Source organism: Azospirillum brasilense, assembly GCF_007827815.1.
In the GTDB taxonomy this organism is placed as follows: Bacteria; Pseudomonadota; Alphaproteobacteria; order Azospirillales; family Azospirillaceae; genus Azospirillum; species Azospirillum brasilense_C.
This window is the reverse complement of the sequence record NZ_VITH01000003.1, coordinates 511,457-527,259: the sequence shown is the minus strand read 5'-3', so window position 1 is coordinate 527,259 and position 15,803 is coordinate 511,457. Positions and strand designations below refer to the sequence as shown.

The window sequence follows — 15,803 nt, the reverse complement described above, 5'->3', positions numbered from 1 at the left end:
CCAGTGTGGCTGATCATCCTCTCAGACCAGCTACCGATCGTCGGCTTGGTGGGCCATTACCCCACCAACTACCTAATCGGACGCGGGCCCCTCTCTCGGCGTAAACTTTCTCCGCCCAAATCTCTCTGGGGGACGTATCCGGTGTTAGCGTCCGTTTCCAGACGTTATCCCGAACCGAAAGGCAGGTTCCCACGTGTTACTCACCCGTGCGCCACTAAGGCCGAAGCCTTCGTTCGACTTGCATGTGTTAGGCATGCCGCCAGCGTTCGTTCTGAGCCAGGATCAAACTCTCAGGTTCAAGCCGAGCCCCGATCCCTAAGAACCGGACGCTCTCTTGAAAGGGTCGCCAAACGACCTCACCCAAGCTTTCGAAACTGTTCGTCTCTTACTGCTTGACCGAGATGCTCAAGCGACCCGCGATGCCAGTCCCACTCCGGAACCGGTCCGCGGCCAACGGTCAAAACCGCCGCCTGCGCATCCCTTCTCACAACACGGTATCAACGATATCCAAGATCCCGCGGCCCTCAGGAGAACCGCTGCCCGTCTCGCGCTGCGCTACCGGAGTTCGGTGCGGCGCGTCGGGGCGCTTTGTCTAGAAGATCCGAAGCGGTCTGTCAAGCCTTTGTTTTCGCGCCGGCCGACTTTACTTCGTCTCGTCTTCGGCACTTCTGCCGATCCCTTGCCGCCGTCGCGCTTCTCAGCGGCCCCGGCGTCGTGGGAGCCGGGTTATAGGCGGGTTGGATGAGACCGGCAAGAGCTTTTTTCATCGCCGTTCATTTTTCCTCGGCGGGGCCGGCCGGCCGATGGTGGAGATCGACGACGACGCGGCGACGACCAGCGGGGCGAAGCGCTCCTCCGCCTCCTGCGGGGTGAAGCGCGAGCGCGAGACGGCGATGTTGATGGCGCCGATGGGCGCGCCCGCCGGACCGACGACCGCCGCCGCGATCGACAGGTCCCCGTGGTAATACTCCTCGAAGGCGGTGGCGTAGCCGAGATCGGCGGACCGCTCGATCTTCGCCAGCAGGTCCTCCCGCTTCCAGGTGGTGTTCGGCGTGTAGGGGTGCAGGTCCATGCGGTCGATCAGAGCGATGGCCTCCTCCATCGGCATCCGTGACAGCATCGCCACCCCCGGCGCCGTGCAGTAGGCGGGCATCCGCATCCCGAGGACGACGTCGGTGTTCAGCACGTGGCGGCTCATGAAGCGCGACACGAAGACGATCTCCGTGTCGTCCAGCATGGTCAGATTGATCGTCTCCTCGGTCGTCTTGCTGAGATGCATCAGGTAGGGCATCGAGCGTTCGAGCAACCCGTTGCCGCGCAGGTAATGATGGCCAAGGTCGAGCGTCTTGACCGTCAGCTCGAACCGCTTCGTCTCCGGGTCCTTGTGCAGGTAGCCCAGCTTTTCCAGCGTGTGGGTGAAGCGCTGCGCCGCGCTTTTGTCCAACCCGACGATCGAGGCGATCTGGGTCAGGCTCATCGTCGGTCGCGCCGCGTCGAACGCGTTCAGCACGCGGAACGCCTTTTCCACGGACATCACCATCAAGGGATCGCCGGCGCGCGCGGCGCCCCCCTCCTTCACCGAGGCGTCCGCAACGGCGGTTGCGGATTCCGTGTCTGACTGTCGGGAAGACGGACGGCGCGGAGCCATGGCGATCGGTCCTGTGGTTCGTGTGCGAGAGATACCGTTGACAGGTCTAGCAAAGCAAGCCAAGCTATTCAATACCAAGTATCGTATTGCAATACGACGCGCCGCCCCGAGGGGCGTCGGAACATCCGCCTGGAACATCCGCAAGGCGCGCGAAACGCCCCGCTTACAGGAGTGGTCCCGTGTTCAAATTCATCCTCACCGAGGTCCGCGGCCCGGTCGGCATCATCACGCTGAACCGCCCGGAGATCCTGAACGCCTGGAACGCCGCGATGCGCGACGAGCTGGTCGTCGCCTTCGAGCAGTTCGAGAACCAGGACGGCGTGCGCGCGATCATCCTCACCGGGGCCGGGGACCGCGCCTTCGGCGCCGGGCAGGACCTGAACGAGACCAAAACCTTCGACGCCGACCGCGCCGAGGAGTGGGTGGCGGAGTGGGAGCGCCTCTACCACCGCATGCGCACCCTGTCGAAGCCGCTGATCATCGCGCTGAACGGCGTCGCCGCCGGCTCCGCCTTCCAGGTCGCCCTGCTCGGCGACTTCCGCATCGGCCATGCCGGCGTGCGCATGGGCCAGCCGGAGATCAACTCGGGCATCGCCAGCACCACCGGCCCGTGGATCATGAAGGAGATGATCGGTCTGGCCCGCACCATGGACCTGACGCTGTCGGGCCGCTTGATGGACGCCGAGGAGAGCCACCGCATCGGCCTGATCAACCGCATCGTCCCGCAGGACCGCGTCATGGCCGAATCGCTGGCCCTGGCCGAGGAGCTGGCCGCCAAGCCGCCGGTCGCCATGCGGCTGGACAAGCAGCGCTTCCGCGAGATGACCGAGGCCGGCTTCCGCGACGCCCTGGCCGCCGGCGTGCGCATCCAGCGCGAGGCCTACGCGTCTGGCGAACCGGCCCGGATGATGGAGGAGTTCCTCGCCAAGCGCGCCGCGAAGCGCGCGTAACCAGGGCTCACGCCCCAAACACGACTCTTCCCTGGGCGCAACGATCCGCCCACCCGCGCCGCCACGGCGGCGCTCCTCCACCGGGGCCGCAGAGACGCCCCGACCGCAGAACAGGGAGTTTCACATGAGCAAGTCCACCTTCTCCATGGGCCGCCGCAGCCTGATGAAGGGAGCCGCCGGCGTCGCGCTGGGCGCCACCCTGCCCGCCGGGCTGCTCCGCCCGGCCTTCGCCGCCACGCAGCAGATCACCGTCGCCGATCCGGGCGGCCCCTACAGCCCGGCCTTCCGCAAGGCCTTCTACGACCCGTTCGAGAAGGCCACCGGCATCAAGGTGGTCAACGTCGCCCGCGAGGCGGAGCCGACCGCCCAGTTCAAGGCCATCGTGGAGACCAAGTCCTACACCTGGGACGTCTGCACTTTGACCCTGTCGGCCCGCGACATCCTGATGACGCAGAACCTGCTGGAGCCGCTGAACTTCACCGCGGCGGACGCGCCCGGCCTGATGCCGGAGTCGCTGACCAGCCATTGGATGGGCACCGACGTCTATTCGACCATCCTCGGCTACCGCGCCGACAAGTTCGCCTCCAACGCGCCGCAGAGCTGGGCCGACTTCTGGAACGTCGAGAAGTTCCCGGGCCGCCGCTCGCTGCGCAAGAACCCGATCGACACGCTGGAGCAGGCGCTGCTGGCCGACGGCGTGCCGCTCGACAAGCTCTATCCGCTCGACGTCGACCGCGCCTTCAAGGCGCTCGACCGCATTAAGCCGCACGTCGCCGTGTGGTGGACCGGCGGCGCCCAGTCCAGCCAGCTCATCCAGAGCGGCGAGGTCGACATGATCGCCCTGTGGAACGCCCGCGCCCAGGCGGTGATCGACGGCGGCGCCCCGGTGAAGATCAACTGGAACCAGGGGCTCTACTCGATCGAGGGCTGGGGCATCCCGCGCGGCAACCCCCGCGCCGACGCCGCCCGCCAGTTCATCAAGTTCTGCGCCGACCCGTCCCGTCAGGCCGTCTTCACCGAGGTGCTGGCCTACGGTCCGACCAACCTCGAGGCCTACAAGAACATCCCGAAGGAGCGCGCCCAGGCCCTGCCCACCTTTGACGACAACCTCAAGGTGATGACCATCGCCAAGGAGGATTGGTGGGGCGCCAACCGGGCGAAGATGAACGAGCGCTTCAACGCCTGGATCCTCGGCTAAGCCCGCCTTCGGAAAGGAGACCCGCCGCCATGCTCTCACCGCTCGCACAGACGCGGACAGCGCCGGTCCAGGCCGGGGCCGCCGCCACGCCGAAGCTGCTGGTCGACGGCCTGACCAAACGGTACGGCGCCATCACGGCGCTGGAACCCACCCGCCTCGAAGTCCCGGCGGGCGAGTTCCTGACGCTGCTCGGCCCGTCGGGGTCGGGCAAGACCACGCTTCTGCAGATGATCTGCGGGCTGGTGGAGCCCAGCGGCGGGCGCATCCTGATCGACGGGCAGGACGAGACCCGGACACCCGTGCACAAGCGGGACATCGGCCTCGTCTTCCAGCATTACGCCCTGTTCCCCCACCTGACGGTGGCGGAGAACATCGGCTTTCCCCTGCGCATGCGCGGCGTCGCCCCGGCGGACCTGACGCGGCGCGTGAAGGAGGCGCTGGAGATGGTCCATCTCGGCCATCTCGCCGGGCGCTTCCCCAAGGAGCTGTCCGGCGGGCAGCAGCAGCGCGTCGCGCTCGCGCGCTGCTTCGTCTACCAGCCCTCGGTCATCCTGATGGACGAGCCGCTGGGGGCGCTCGACAAGAAGCTGCGCGAGCACATGCAGTACGAGATCAAGCGCCTGCACCGCGAGACCGGCGCCACGATCATCTACGTCACCCATGACCAGGAGGAAGCCCTGGCCATGTCGGACCGCATCTGCCTGATGAACCACGCCCGGATCGAGCAGCTCGGCACCCCGCACGACATCTACGCCCGCCCGAAGACCGCCTTCGCCGCCGATTTCATCGGCGTGTCGAACATCTTCCGCGGGCAGGTCCGGCGCGACGGCAGCGGCACACCCATGCTGGTCACCGGCAACGGCAGCTTCCGCCTGTCCGCCGACACCCCGGACCGTCCGGACGGCACGCTGGTCGTCCGTCCCGAGCAGCTCGACATCGACGGCGACGGCGACAACGAGGTGCGCGGCGAGGTGGTGGACACCGTCTATGCCGGGTCCGAGACGCGGGTTCTGGTGTCGCTCGGCGGTGAGGAGACGATCACGGTCCGGTTGCGGCGCGGCACCGCCCCGCCGCGGCTGGGCGAGGTGGTCGCGGTGCGCTGGCGCGCCGACGCCGGGGTGCTGGTGTCATGAGCGCCGCCGCCCTGAACCATGACGGGGCCTTCGCCGCGGCGCGGCGGCGGCTGCGCTTCGGCCCGCTGTGGCTGGCCGCTCCCGGCCTCGCCTTCCTGGCGATCTTCTTCCTGTTCCCGGTGTTGCGGCTGCTCAGCCTCAGCGTCCAGGACCTGGAGACCTCGGCCTGGACCGGCGACCATTACGCCCGCATCGTCGCCACGGACGTCTATTTCCGCGTCCTGATGAGCACCTTCCGCATCGCCGGGCTGACCGCCCTGTTGTCGCTCCTGTTCGGCTATCCGCTGGCCTACTGGCTGGCGCAACTGCCGGAGCGCCAGCGCGGGCTGGCGATCCTGGCGGTGATGGTGCCCTTCTGGACCAGCTATCTGGTGAAGACCTTCGCCTGGATGGTCATCCTGGGGCGCACCGGCGTCATCAACCAGATCCTCTCCGGCACCGGCATGTCGCCCCTGCCGCTGCTGCACAACGAGTTCGGCGTGATGGCCGGCATGGTCCACGCCATGCTGCCTCTGGCCGTGCTGACCATGCTGCCGGTGATGACCACCCTCGACCGCCGGCTGGTCCAGGCGGCGGAAACGCTGGGCGCGCCGCCGGCCAACGCCTTCTGGCTGGTCTATTTCCAGCTCTCGCTGCCCGGCGTGGCGGCGGCCGGGCTGCTCACCTTCATCTCCTCGCTGGGCTTCTTCATCGTGCCGGCGCTGCTCGGCGGGCCGCAGCAGACCATGCTGGCGCAGCTCATCATCTCGCAGATCCAGGAGATGCTGAACTGGGCCTTCGCCGGCGCGCTGGCCACCTTCATGCTGGTCGCGGCTCTGGTCACCTGCTGGGTCTACGACCGGCTGTTCGGCCTGTCCTCCCTGTCGGGCGAGACCTCCGGGCGCACCGGCGGCGGCCAGGGCCGCCTGCGTGGGGCCGGGATGAGCATCCTGTCGGGCCTCGCCAAGGCGTCAACGGCGCTGGGCGGACCGGTCGGGCGCGTGTTGGGGCCGAGGATGATGGACCGGCTGCTGCCGCTCTACTCCGCGGCGGTGATCGTCTTCCTGGTCGCCCCGGCGCTGGTCGTGGTGCCCATCGCCTTCACCACCTCGCCCTTCCTCGACTTTCCGCCGCCGGGCTACGGGCTGGAGTGGTTCCGCGTCTATTTCAACTCCGACCTCTGGGTGTCGGCGACGATCCGCTCCTTTGCGGTGGCCTTCGCCACGGCGATCCTTGCGACGCTGGTGGCCGGTCTGGCCGCGCTGGCGCTCGCCCGCTCCTCCTCGCGCTGGCGGGGGGCGATCTTCGCTTTCTTCCTGGCGCCGATGATCGTGCCGCGCATCGTCATCGCGGTCGGGCTGTTCTACCTGTTCGCCCAGATCGGGCTGGTCGCCACCGACCTCGGCCTGATCATCGGCCACACGGTGCTGGCTCTGCCCTTCGCCTTCGTCGCCATTTCCGCGGTGGTCAAGGGGCACGACTGGCGGCTGGATCAGGCGGCGGCGACGCTGGGGGCGAACCGCGTCAAGACGCTGATGCTGGTCACCGTCCCGCTGATCCGCGGCGGTCTGGTGGCGGCGTTCCTGTTCGCCTTCATCACCTCCTTCGACGAGCTGACCGTGGCGATCTTCGTCAGCGGCGGCGTCAAGACCACGCTGCCCAAGCAGATGTGGGACGACATGATCCTCCAGTTGAACCCGACGCTGGCCGCCGTGTCCGTCGTGGTCTTCGCGATCGTGATGGCCCTGCTGCTGATCGCGGAGTGGCTGCGCCGTCCGGCGCGCTGATCCGCAACCCCATTCGGCCGTAACCAACCGACCAAACGCATTCGAGATACGCATCATGTCCGATTTCGAAGAAGGGTTCGTCCGCCTGTTCACGCAGGCGGCCCGGACCGGGCGCGCCCGCCTGTTCGCCCGCTTCAACGGTGAGGCGCTGAGCTTCGCCACGCTCGACCGCCAGTCCGACGGCGTGGCGGCGGAGCTGCGGCGGCTGGGGCTGAAGCCCGGCGACCGCGTGGCGCTGATGCTGCGCAACAGCCCGCTGGTGCTGTCCACCCTGTTCGGCCTCGCCAAGGCCGGGCTGGTCTGGGTGCCGATCAACGCCCAGCAGCGCGGCGAGGGGCTGCGCTACATCCTGGAGCATTCGGACCCCGGCGCCATCATCGCCGAGGCCGAGTTCCTGCCGGTGATCGCCGAGACGGGCGCTGTGCCCGCCGGCACGCCGCTGATCGTCCAGGGCGACCCGGCGGCGCCGCTGCGGCTGGAAGCCCTGCTGGAGTCCGACGCCGCCTTCGAGGAGGCGCCGCCCGCCCCCGACGACACCTTCGCCATCATGTACACCTCCGGCACCACCGGGCGGCCCAAGGGCGTGCTGGTGTCGCACCGCATGATGCGGCTGGCCGGCGAGGCGGTGGCCCGCGTCTCGGCCGCCCGCGACGGCGACGTGCTGTTCGTGTGGGAGCCGCTGTACCACATCGGCGGCGCCCAGATGATCATCATGCCGCTGATCCGCAGCGTGTCGCTCGCCATGGTCGACCGTTTCAGCGCCAGCCGCTTCTGGGATCAGGTTCGGGAGTATGGGGCGACCCACATCCATTACCTGGGCGGCATCCTGCAGATCCTGCTCAAGCAGCCGGTCTCGCCGCGCGACCACGACCACCCCGTGCGCATCGCCTGGGGCGGCGGCTGCCCCAAGGAGACCTGGACGCCCTTCGAGGAGCGGTTCGGGGTGCAGATCCGCGAATGCTACGGCATGACCGAGGCGTCGAGCATCACCACCTGCAACGACGAGGGCGTCGTCGGCGCGGTCGGCCGCCCGATGCCCTGGTTCACGGTGGAATTGCTGGACGCCGCCGGCCAGCCGGTGCCGAAGGGCGAGCGGGGCGAGATCGTCGTCCGCACCGACCGTCCCGGCGCCATCTTCGCCGGTTACTTCCGCAACCCGGAGGCGACGGCCCGCGCGCTCAAGGACGGCGCCCTGCACACCGGCGACCTCGGCTCGCTCGATGAGGCCGGCACTCTGCTGTTCCACGGCCGGATGACCGACAGCGTGCGCTGCAGGGGCGAGAACGTGTCGGCCTGGGAGGTCGAGCATGTCGCGGCCACCCACCCCTCGGTCGAGGACTGCGCCATCATCGGAGTGGCCGCCGACGTCGGCGAGCAGGACATCAAGCTGTTCGTGAAGCCGAAGGCCGGGGCGACGCTCGACATCCCGTCGCTGTCCGGCTGGCTCGGAAAACAGCTCGCTCCCTATCAGAATCCGCGCTACATCGCGGTGGTCGAGGAGTTCGAGCGCACCCCCAGCCAGCGAATCATGAAGCACAAGCTGTCCCCGGCCTTAGACGGCTGCTGGGATCGGCTGGCCGGCTGACGGCGCGTCTCCCCTCCCCCCGCATGCCGCAAGGCTGCGGGGGAATTTTTTAGACCCGGCTCCTGGCGCCGCCCGCGCCGTCCCTCCCCCGATCGAGCCCGATTTATTGGAAAGCCCTGGACATGCCGCTGCACCGCTGGTTCTCGAACCGCAAGTTACTGCACAAGATCCTCGTTCCGGTTCTCGTCCTGCTGATCGTGATCGCCAGCCTCGTCTGGACCGCCCGGAGCGCGATCTCCGACCTGACGCGGTCGACCGCCCGCATCACGGAGGTCGTCGCCGACCGGCTGGGCGCGGCGATCGCGGTGCAGTCGGCGCTGGGTGACGCCATGGACACCGAGTCGAACGCCATCGTCGCCTCCTCCCGCGAGGCCATCGACGCCGCCAACGCGCAGCTCACCGCCAACATCGCCAAGGCCCTGTCGGCCATCGACACGCTGGCCGAAGCCTACGACGACCCGGCGGAGCGCGAGAGCATCCAGGCCATCAAGTCGATCGTCGGGGAATATGAGCGCGTCGCCCAGACGACCGTGCAGCTGGCCCGCGGCTTCGACACCGACGGCGCCATCCGCGTGTCCATCGACGTCGGCCGCCCGGTCCGGCAAAAGCTGACCGCGGCGCTGGGCGAGCGGGTGGAGCAGAGCATGGCCGACACGCGCGAGGCCGAGAAGCGCGCAACCGCCCTCTCGCAGCAGGTCATGACCCGGCTCTACACGGTGGCGGGCGCCGGCCTGCTGTTCGCCTTCGGCCTGCTGGGATCCATCCTGCTGTTCTTCGTCGTGCGTCCGCTGCACCGCCTGACGTCGGAGATGACCTCCATCGCCGGCGGCGACCTGACCGTCGCCATCCAGGGCACCGAACGCACGGACGAGGTCGGCCTGCTCGCCCGGGCGCTCCAGGTCTTCAAGAACAACGGGCTTGAGATGCGCCGCCTCCAGGAGGAGAGCGACGCGCAGAAGCGCCGGATGGAGGCCGAGCGCCGGACCGCCATGATGGCCCTGGCCGACCAGTTCGACGCCAACGTGCAGGGCGTGGTCCATGCCGTCTCGCAGGCCGCCCGCCAGCTCCAGAGCAACGCGCAGACGATGACCGGCGCCGCCGAGACGACGACGGAGCAGGCCTCCTCGGTCGCCGCCGCGACGGAGCAGGCGTCGGCCAACGTCGCGACGGTCGCCGCGGCGTCGGAGCAGTTGGGCAGCTCCATCGGGGAGATCGGCCGTCAGGTCAACGGCGCCGCGACGGTCGCCCGCGACGCGGTGGTCGAGGGCGAACGGACCAACGCCCTGGTCGAGCGGCTGGCCACCGCCGCCCAGAAGATCGGTGACGTCGTCAACCTGATCCAGAACATCGCCTCGCAGACCAACCTGCTGGCGCTGAACGCCACCATCGAGGCGGCGCGCGCTGGCGAGGCCGGCAAGGGCTTCACCGTCGTCGCCCACGAGGTGAAGGCGCTGGCCACCCAGACCTCCCAGGCGACCGAGGAGATCGCCAGCCAGATCACCGAGATCCAGTCGATCACCGAAGGCACCGTGACGGCCATCCGCAACATCGCCCGGACCATCTCCGACGTGGACGCCATCGCCGGGGCCATCGCCGCCGCCGTGGAGGAGCAGACCGCCGCCACCCACGAGATCGGCCGCAACATCCAGCAGGCCGCCCAGGGCACCCGGCTGGTCTCGGGCAACATCGGCGGCGTCAGCCAGTCGGCCACCGACGTGCGCGAGGCCGCCGCGGAGGTGCTGGATGCGGCGAACAGCCTGTCCCGCGACTCCGACCTGCTGCGCGACGAGATCCAGGGCTTCATCTCCCGAGTCCGCGCCGGCTGACACCTTTGCACGAGCGTGACCCCCGCGTGACCATTTTCGCGTCGCGCGGGGGCGGCGCCCCCAACGGCCGAATTCGTGGTAGGATGGCGCTCCACAGTCGGAAGCCTTTGGAAACCATGCCGAGCCTGTCCAGCGGCCTCAACGCCCTCATCGACACGGTCCTGCGCAGCCACCCGTCGCTGCGGGTGCTGCCGGTGTCCCACTACACCCGCGACCAGGCCGCCGCCTACGCCGCCGCCAACGGCCGGGCCATCGCCCACGCCGTCGACGAGCGGGGGCGGCAGTCGCTCCTGGTCGCCCTGTCCGGGCTGGATTACGTCAGCGTCTGCGATCTCGACCACGACCTGACGGTGCCCGCCGAACAGCCGGTGTCGCTGATCGTGCCCGAGCTGCGCGGCGGGCTGCTCGCCCGCTTCACCCCACGCACCGCCGGGGACGTGTGCCGGATCGTCGAGGCCGTCTGCCCCTGATCCGTTGAAAGGACACTGGCGTCGAGCCCCCCACCCAACCCTCCCCCGCGGCGCGGGGGAGGGCATCGGGACCTCAGTCCGGCTGCATGCTGCCCTTCTGCTGGTAGCGCAGGTGCCAGGAGAAGGCCTCCTCCAGCAGGTGCGGCGTGTGGCCGCCGCGCTGCAGCGCCCGGCGGTGATAGTCCAGCGCCAGCTCGCGGTAGCTGGGGTGGACGCAGTTGCGGATGATCGTCTCCGCCCGCTCGCGCGGGGCGAGGCCGCGCAGGTCGGCCAGACCGGTCTCGGTCACCAGGACATCGACGTCATGCTCGTTGTGGTCGGTGTGGGTGACCATCGGCACGACGCTGGAAATCCTCCCGTCCTTGGCCAGCGACTTGGTGACGAAGATGGCGAGATGGGCGTTGCGCGCGAAGTCGCCGGAGCCGCCGATGCCGTTCATCATCTGCGTGCCGTTGACGTGGGTCGAGTTCACGTTGCCGTAGATGTCGCACTCCAGCGCCGTGTTGATGCCGATCACGCCCAGCCGGCGAATGACCTCCGGGTGGTTGGAGATTTCCTGCGGGCGCAGCAGAAGCCGGCCCTTGTAGCTGCCGATCCTCGGCAGGACCTCCGCGTACTTTCCGGCGCTCAGCGTGATGGAGGAGCCCGAGGCGAAGGTCAGCTTGCCGGCGTCGAACAGGTCGAAGGTGCTGTCCTGCAGGACCTCGCTGTACATGGTCAGGTCGTGGAACGGGCTGTCGATCATGCCGTGCAGCACGGCGTTGGCGATGGTCCCGATCCCGGCCTGGAGCGGGTTCAGCGAGCGGCCCAGCCGGCCCTGCCGCACCTCGCGGTCGAGAAACTCGATCAGGTGCCCGGCGATGTCACGGGTCTCGGCGTCCGGCGGCAGGATGGTGGCGCTGCTGTCCTGCTTGCGGGTCACCACGATGGCCGCGATCTTCGACGGGTCGATGGGGATGCAGGGCAGGCCGGCGCGGCTCTCCGCGGTCACCACCGGGATCGGCTCGCGGAAGGGGCGGCGCGTCGGGATGTAGACGTCGTGCATCCCCTCCAGGTCGAGCGGCTGGGTCAGGTTCAGCTCGACGATGATCTTCTCGGCCAGGATGGCGAAGGTCGCCGAGTTGCCGATGGAGGTGGTGGGAACGATCCCGCCCGTCTCGGTGATCGCGCAGGCCTCGATCACCGCCACGTCCACCGGCCCCATCTGGCGGGAGCGCAGAAGCTCCACCGTCTCCGACAGGTGCTGGTCGACGAACATCACCTCGCCGCGGTTGATCGCCTTGCGCAGCACCGGGTCGGCCTGGAACGGCAGGCGGCGGGCCAGCACCCCGGCCTCCGTCAGGATGCGGTCCACGTCGTTGCCGAGCGAGGCGCCGGTCATCAGCGTGACCTTCAGCCGCTCCGTCGCGGCGCGCTCGGCCAGCGCCAGCGGCACCGCCTTGGCATCCCCGGCGCGGGTGAAGCCGCTCATGCCGATGGTCATGCCGTCGCGGATCAGCAGGGCCGCCTCTTCCGGCGTTACCACCTTCCCCCACAGGGACTTCAGGCGAATACGATCGCGGTACATGGTTATCCTTTGCACGTTCTCGGGCGTTTGTTGCCGGTTGAAATTGTTCGGCAGACGATTCACTCATTCTTTTCTTTGAGGTCCGTCATAGGCCCGGCTTTCGCAGCGCTGCAATTGCCGGTCGGTCATATCAGGGTGTCCTAATGGGCATGAATGGCGGCCTTGCGCCGTCGCCCCTCAAACGCCCGGTTGTGCCCCGGCACCGCCCTGGGGCATATGGATGGGCTTCCGCCGTGACCCGTGTCCGGCCAATGGAAAAGCCTGCCAGGGAGCCCCGCCGATGCGCTTCTCCTCCCTCACCGACCGCATCCGCGGCGACCGCGTCGCGGCCTGGGACATCCATTTTGCCGCCTGGACCGCCAAGGGCCGCGGCGAGGACGTCATCGTGCTGAGCGTCGGCGACCCCGACTTCGACACGCCCGCCCCGGTGCGCGACGCCGCCATCGCCGCCCTGCACGCCGGCGACACCCACTACACCCCGATCCCCGGCCGTCCGGAGCTGCGCGCCGCGCTGGCCCGCGACGTTGCCCGCCGCACCGGCCTGCCGGTCGAGCCGGAGAACGTCATCGTCTGCGCCGGGGCGCAGAACGGCCTGTTCAACGCCACCCTCTGCCTCGTCGAGGCGGGGGACGAGGTGCTGGTGCCCGAGCCGATGTACCTGACCTACGAGGCCTGCGTCCGCGCGTCGGGCGCCACGCTGGTTCCGGTGGCCCCGGACGCCGCCACGCTGCGGCTGGACCCGGCGGCGCTGGCCGCCGCGGTGACCCCGCGCACCCGCGCCATCTTCCTGGCGACCCCCGCCAACCCCACCGGCATCGTGATGTCGCCAGAGGAGTTGGAGGCGGTGGCCGACCTCGCCCGGCGCCACGACCTGTGGGTGGTCGCCGACGAGGTCTATGCCAGCCTGACCTTCGACCGGCCGCACGTCAGCATCGCCACCCTGCCCGGCATGGCGGAGCGCACGGTGACCATCAACAGCCTGTCCAAGTCGCACGCCATGACCGGCTGGCGCGCCGGCTGGGTGGTCGCCCCGGCGCCGCTGGTCGCCCATATGGGCACGCTGGCGCTGTGCATGCTCTACGGCCTGCCGGGCTTCGTGCAGCAGGCGGCTCTGGTCGCCGTCGAGCAGGGCGACGAGGCGGTGGCGGCGATGCGCGAGGGCTACCGCCGCCGCCGCGACATCGCGCTGGAGGCGCTCGGCTCGGTTCCCGGCCTGCGCTGCCTGAAGCCGGAGGCCGGCATGTTCATGCTGGTGGACGTGCGCGGCACCGGCCTGCCGACCATGGAGTTCGCGTGGCGGCTGTTCCGCGAGACCGGTGTGTCGGTCCTCGACGCCGGGGCCTTCGGCCCGGCGGCGGCGGGCTGCGTCCGCCTGTCCTTCGCGGTCGGCGAGGCGGAGCTGGCGGAGGCCTGCCTCCGCATTGCCGCCTTCGTGACGGGGCTCGGACCGGCGGCGTGACGCCGTCCCGCCGCGCTCACCCGCGCGGCAGGTAGCCGAGCTGGTGCGAGATCGCGTCCGCCGTCTCCACCACCTTGGTCCGCAGATGGTCGAGCGTGGCGGGTTGGTCCATCACGGCGCTGGGGCCGGACAGGTTGATGGCGGCGATGACCTCGCCCCGGTGGTCGCGGATGGCCGCCGCGATGGCGACTATCCCCGACACGAAGGAGGAGCGGTTCATCGTCCAGCCGCGCTTGCGGTCCTCCGCCACCTCCTGGATCAGCGAGGTCAGCGTGACCGCCGTGGTGTCGCTGTAACGGTCCAGCCGCACGCCGGTGTAGAGCTGCGCGATGGCTTCGTCGGAAAGGCCGCTCAGCAGCATCCGGCCCATCGCGGTGGCGTGGGCCGGCAGGCGGTAGCCGACCGCGATGTTGCTGGACAGCGTCATGTGCGAGTGCGCGCGGTAGACGTAGACGATCTCCGTCCCGTCGCGCACCGCCATGTGGGCGGAGATCTGCGTGCTGTCGCGCAGCCCGTCGATGTAGGGGATCGCCACCTCGATCCCGTCCAGCCCCGACAGGTAATGGTAGCCGAGTTGCATCGACCGCGGCGCCAAGCGGTAGGACTTGCCGTCCCCCATCCGCCCGATGTAGCCGAGATGCTCCAGCGTGAAGACCAGCCGGTAGGCCGAGGCCCGCCCGATCCCCAACGCCTTGGCGATGTCGGTCAGGGACAGGGTCCGGCGCTGCGGCGTGAACAGCTCCAGGATGGCCAGCCCGCGCTGCAGCGCCGGGGCGATGTAGGTGTTCGGATCGGTCTCGCTCATCTGTCCCGGCGCAACCCCTCGATGGCGCGCCGGTAGGCGGCCCGGATGGCGTCCTCCCGGACGTGGCGGCCCTCGCGCACCACGGTCCGCCCCGCCGCGACCACGTCGCGCACGGCGTGCCCGTCGCTGGCGAAGACATAGGCATCCAGAAGGCTGTCGTCGGTCCGAGAAAGCAGTTTCGGGTTGTCGGCGTCAAGCACCACGAGGTCGGCGGGCTGGCCCACCTGAATCCCGCCGCCGGCGACCGGCTGGCCCAGCGCCTGCGCGCCGCCGGCAACCGCCGCCCGGTAGAGGCCGCCGCCGATGGACGGGCAATCCCCGATGCGCAGCACGTTGCGCCGCCGCTGCACCAGCCGCTGGCCGTATTCCAGCAGGCGCAGTTCCTCCGCCGCCGACACGCTGATGTGGCTGTCCGACCCGACGCCGAACCGCCCGCCCTGCGCCAGAAAGGGGATGGCGGGGAACAGCCCGTCGCCCAGATTGGCCTCGGTCGTCAGGCAGAGTCCGGCCACCGCGCCGCTCGCCGCCATGCCGTCGACTTCGGCCGGGGTCACATGCGTGGCATGGACGAGGCACCAGCGCGGCCCGACCGGGGCGTTCTCCAGCAGCCATTCCACCGGGCGCTTGCCGCTCCAGGCGACGCAGTCGTCCACCTCCGCCGTCTGCTCGGCGATGTGGATGTGGATGGGCGCGCCGGGGTCGAGCGCGTCGAGGCCGGCCAGCGCGTCGCGCATCTCCTCCGGCGTCACCGCGCGCAGCGAATGCAGGGCGAGACCGGTGCGGCGGCCGGCCCGCTCCGTGCCCATGGCCTTCTGCATGGCGGAGACGATGGACAGCAGCCCGTCCACGTCGTTGATGAAGCGCTTCTGCCCGTCGGACGGCGGCTTGCCGCCGAAGCCGCTGTGGGCGTAGAGCACCGGCAGGTGGGTCAGGCCGATCCCGGCCGTGTCGGCGGCGGCCAGAATGCGGCGCGACATCTCCGCCCGGTCGGCGTAGGGGCGCCCGTCGGCACCGTGGTGCAGGTAGTGGAACTCCGCGACCGCCGTGTATCCCTGCTTCGCCATCTCCATGTAGAGCAGCGCCGCGACGGCCTCCGCCGCTTCCGGCGTCATGCGGCGGACGAAGCCGTACATGGCGTCGCGCCACGTCCAGAAGCTGTCCTCCGACGCACCGGCGTATTCGGTCAGCCCGGCCATGGCGCGCTGGAAGGCGTGGCTGTGCAGGTTGGGCATGCCGGGGATCACCGGCCCGGCGGCCTGCGGGAGGCCGTTCGCCTCCGCGTCCCGCTCGACCGCGATCAGCGTGCCCCGCGCGTCGAAACGCAGCGCCACGTTGGAGGCCCAACCCTCGGGCAGCAGCGCCCGTCCGCAGAAAAGCCCGTTCACGCTGTCCATCG

General features: G+C 69.5%; 12 protein-coding genes and 1 rRNA gene. 8 read left to right on the top strand and 5 right to left on the bottom strand.

Translation table 11 applies throughout. From position 1 onward, the window contains the following. Together FBZ83_RS09070 and FBZ83_RS09065 are read right to left on the bottom strand one after the other, a co-directional pair. A 16S ribosomal RNA gene (locus tag FBZ83_RS09070) occupies positions 1 to 298 on the bottom strand; the annotation flags it as partial. Positions 299 to 763: 465 nt separating this feature from the next. After that, complete coding sequence (locus FBZ83_RS09065) at positions 764 to 1,540, bottom strand: IclR family transcriptional regulator (protein ID WP_247888225.1); 777 nt, start codon at positions 1,538 to 1,540, stop codon at positions 764 to 766. Positions 1,541 to 1,827: 287 nt separating this feature from the next. Between FBZ83_RS09065 and FBZ83_RS09060 the strand changes: the two genes are divergently transcribed. From FBZ83_RS09060 to FBZ83_RS09030, 7 genes are all read left to right on the top strand, one after another. Next, entirely contained in the window at positions 1,828 to 2,598 is a 771-nt protein-coding gene (locus tag FBZ83_RS09060) for an enoyl-CoA hydratase/isomerase family protein (RefSeq protein ID WP_035680235.1), read from the top strand. A gap of 124 nt (positions 2,599 to 2,722) precedes the next feature. Then, entirely contained in the window at positions 2,723 to 3,796 is a 1,074-nt protein-coding gene (locus FBZ83_RS09055) for a polyamine ABC transporter substrate-binding protein (protein WP_145682122.1), read from the top strand. A gap of 29 nt (positions 3,797 to 3,825) precedes the next feature. Continuing rightward, the gene (locus tag FBZ83_RS09050) at positions 3,826 to 4,929 is read left to right on the top strand and encodes an ABC transporter ATP-binding protein (protein WP_145682121.1); all 1,104 of its coding nucleotides are present in this window, start codon (positions 3,826 to 3,828) and stop codon (positions 4,927 to 4,929) included. Beyond that, entirely contained in the window at positions 4,926 to 6,695 is a 1,770-nt protein-coding gene (locus tag FBZ83_RS09045; protein WP_145682120.1) for an ABC transporter permease subunit, read from the top strand. Before FBZ83_RS09050 ends, FBZ83_RS09045 begins: the two co-directional genes overlap by 4 nt. 55 nt (positions 6,696 to 6,750) lie before the next feature. Next, complete coding sequence (locus FBZ83_RS09040; RefSeq protein WP_145682119.1) at positions 6,751 to 8,280, top strand: AMP-binding protein; 1,530 nt, start codon at positions 6,751 to 6,753, stop codon at positions 8,278 to 8,280. Positions 8,281 to 8,402: 122 nt separating this feature from the next. Continuing rightward, positions 8,403 to 10,106 (top strand): methyl-accepting chemotaxis protein, encoded by a 1,704-nt coding sequence (locus FBZ83_RS09035; protein ID WP_145682118.1) that lies wholly within the window; start codon positions 8,403 to 8,405, stop codon positions 10,104 to 10,106. 116 nt (positions 10,107 to 10,222) lie between these two features. Then, the gene (locus FBZ83_RS09030) at positions 10,223 to 10,576 is read left to right on the top strand and encodes a hypothetical protein (RefSeq protein ID WP_145682117.1); all 354 of its coding nucleotides are present in this window, start codon (positions 10,223 to 10,225) and stop codon (positions 10,574 to 10,576) included. Between the two features lie 73 nt (positions 10,577 to 10,649). Here the strand turns inward: FBZ83_RS09030 and FBZ83_RS09025 are convergent, their stop codons facing one another. Next, complete coding sequence (locus FBZ83_RS09025) at positions 10,650 to 12,143, bottom strand: acetyl-CoA hydrolase/transferase family protein (RefSeq protein ID WP_145682116.1); 1,494 nt, start codon at positions 12,141 to 12,143, stop codon at positions 10,650 to 10,652. A 280-nt stretch (positions 12,144 to 12,423) separates the two neighbouring features. On the opposite strand from FBZ83_RS09025, the gene FBZ83_RS09020 reads away from it, so the two are divergent. Further along, positions 12,424 to 13,602 carry a pyridoxal phosphate-dependent aminotransferase gene (locus FBZ83_RS09020; protein ID WP_145682115.1) on the top strand — a complete coding sequence of 393 codons (1,179 nt, stop codon included), beginning with the start codon at positions 12,424 to 12,426 and terminating at the stop codon, positions 13,600 to 13,602. 16 nt (positions 13,603 to 13,618) lie between these two features. Here the strand turns inward: FBZ83_RS09020 and FBZ83_RS09015 are convergent, their stop codons facing one another. Both FBZ83_RS09015 and FBZ83_RS09010 read right to left on the bottom strand, forming a co-directional pair. Next, positions 13,619 to 14,407 (bottom strand): IclR family transcriptional regulator, encoded by a 789-nt coding sequence (locus FBZ83_RS09015; protein WP_145682114.1) that lies wholly within the window; start codon positions 14,405 to 14,407, stop codon positions 13,619 to 13,621. Then, positions 14,404 to 15,801 (bottom strand): formimidoylglutamate deiminase, encoded by a 1,398-nt coding sequence (locus FBZ83_RS09010; protein WP_247888224.1) that lies wholly within the window; start codon positions 15,799 to 15,801, stop codon positions 14,404 to 14,406. The genes FBZ83_RS09015 and FBZ83_RS09010 overlap by 4 nt, the downstream gene beginning before the upstream one ends. Positions 15,802 to 15,803 lie beyond the last annotated feature (2 nt).

Coding starts and splice junctions, on each gene's coding strand:
- FBZ83_RS09035 (WP_145682118.1), top strand. CDS start 8,403: ATGCCGCTGCACCGCTGGTTCTCGAACCGCAAGTTACTGCACAAGATC.
- FBZ83_RS09030 (WP_145682117.1), top strand. CDS start 10,223: ATGCCGAGCCTGTCCAGCGGCCTCAACGCCCTCATCGACACGGTCCTG.
- FBZ83_RS09010 (WP_247888224.1), bottom strand. CDS start 15,801: ATGGACAGCGTGAACGGGCTTTTCTGCGGACGGGCGCTGCTGCCCGAG.
- FBZ83_RS09055 (WP_145682122.1), top strand. CDS start 2,723: ATGAGCAAGTCCACCTTCTCCATGGGCCGCCGCAGCCTGATGAAGGGA.
- FBZ83_RS09045 (WP_145682120.1), top strand. CDS start 4,926: ATGAGCGCCGCCGCCCTGAACCATGACGGGGCCTTCGCCGCGGCGCGG.
- FBZ83_RS09050 (WP_145682121.1), top strand. CDS start 3,826: ATGCTCTCACCGCTCGCACAGACGCGGACAGCGCCGGTCCAGGCCGGG.
- FBZ83_RS09015 (WP_145682114.1), bottom strand. CDS start 14,407: ATGAGCGAGACCGATCCGAACACCTACATCGCCCCGGCGCTGCAGCGC.
- FBZ83_RS09020 (WP_145682115.1), top strand. CDS start 12,424: ATGCGCTTCTCCTCCCTCACCGACCGCATCCGCGGCGACCGCGTCGCG.
- FBZ83_RS09065 (WP_247888225.1), bottom strand. CDS start 1,540: ATGGTGATGTCCGTGGAAAAGGCGTTCCGCGTGCTGAACGCGTTCGAC.
- FBZ83_RS09025 (WP_145682116.1), bottom strand. CDS start 12,143: ATGTACCGCGATCGTATTCGCCTGAAGTCCCTGTGGGGGAAGGTGGTA.
- FBZ83_RS09040 (WP_145682119.1), top strand. CDS start 6,751: ATGTCCGATTTCGAAGAAGGGTTCGTCCGCCTGTTCACGCAGGCGGCC.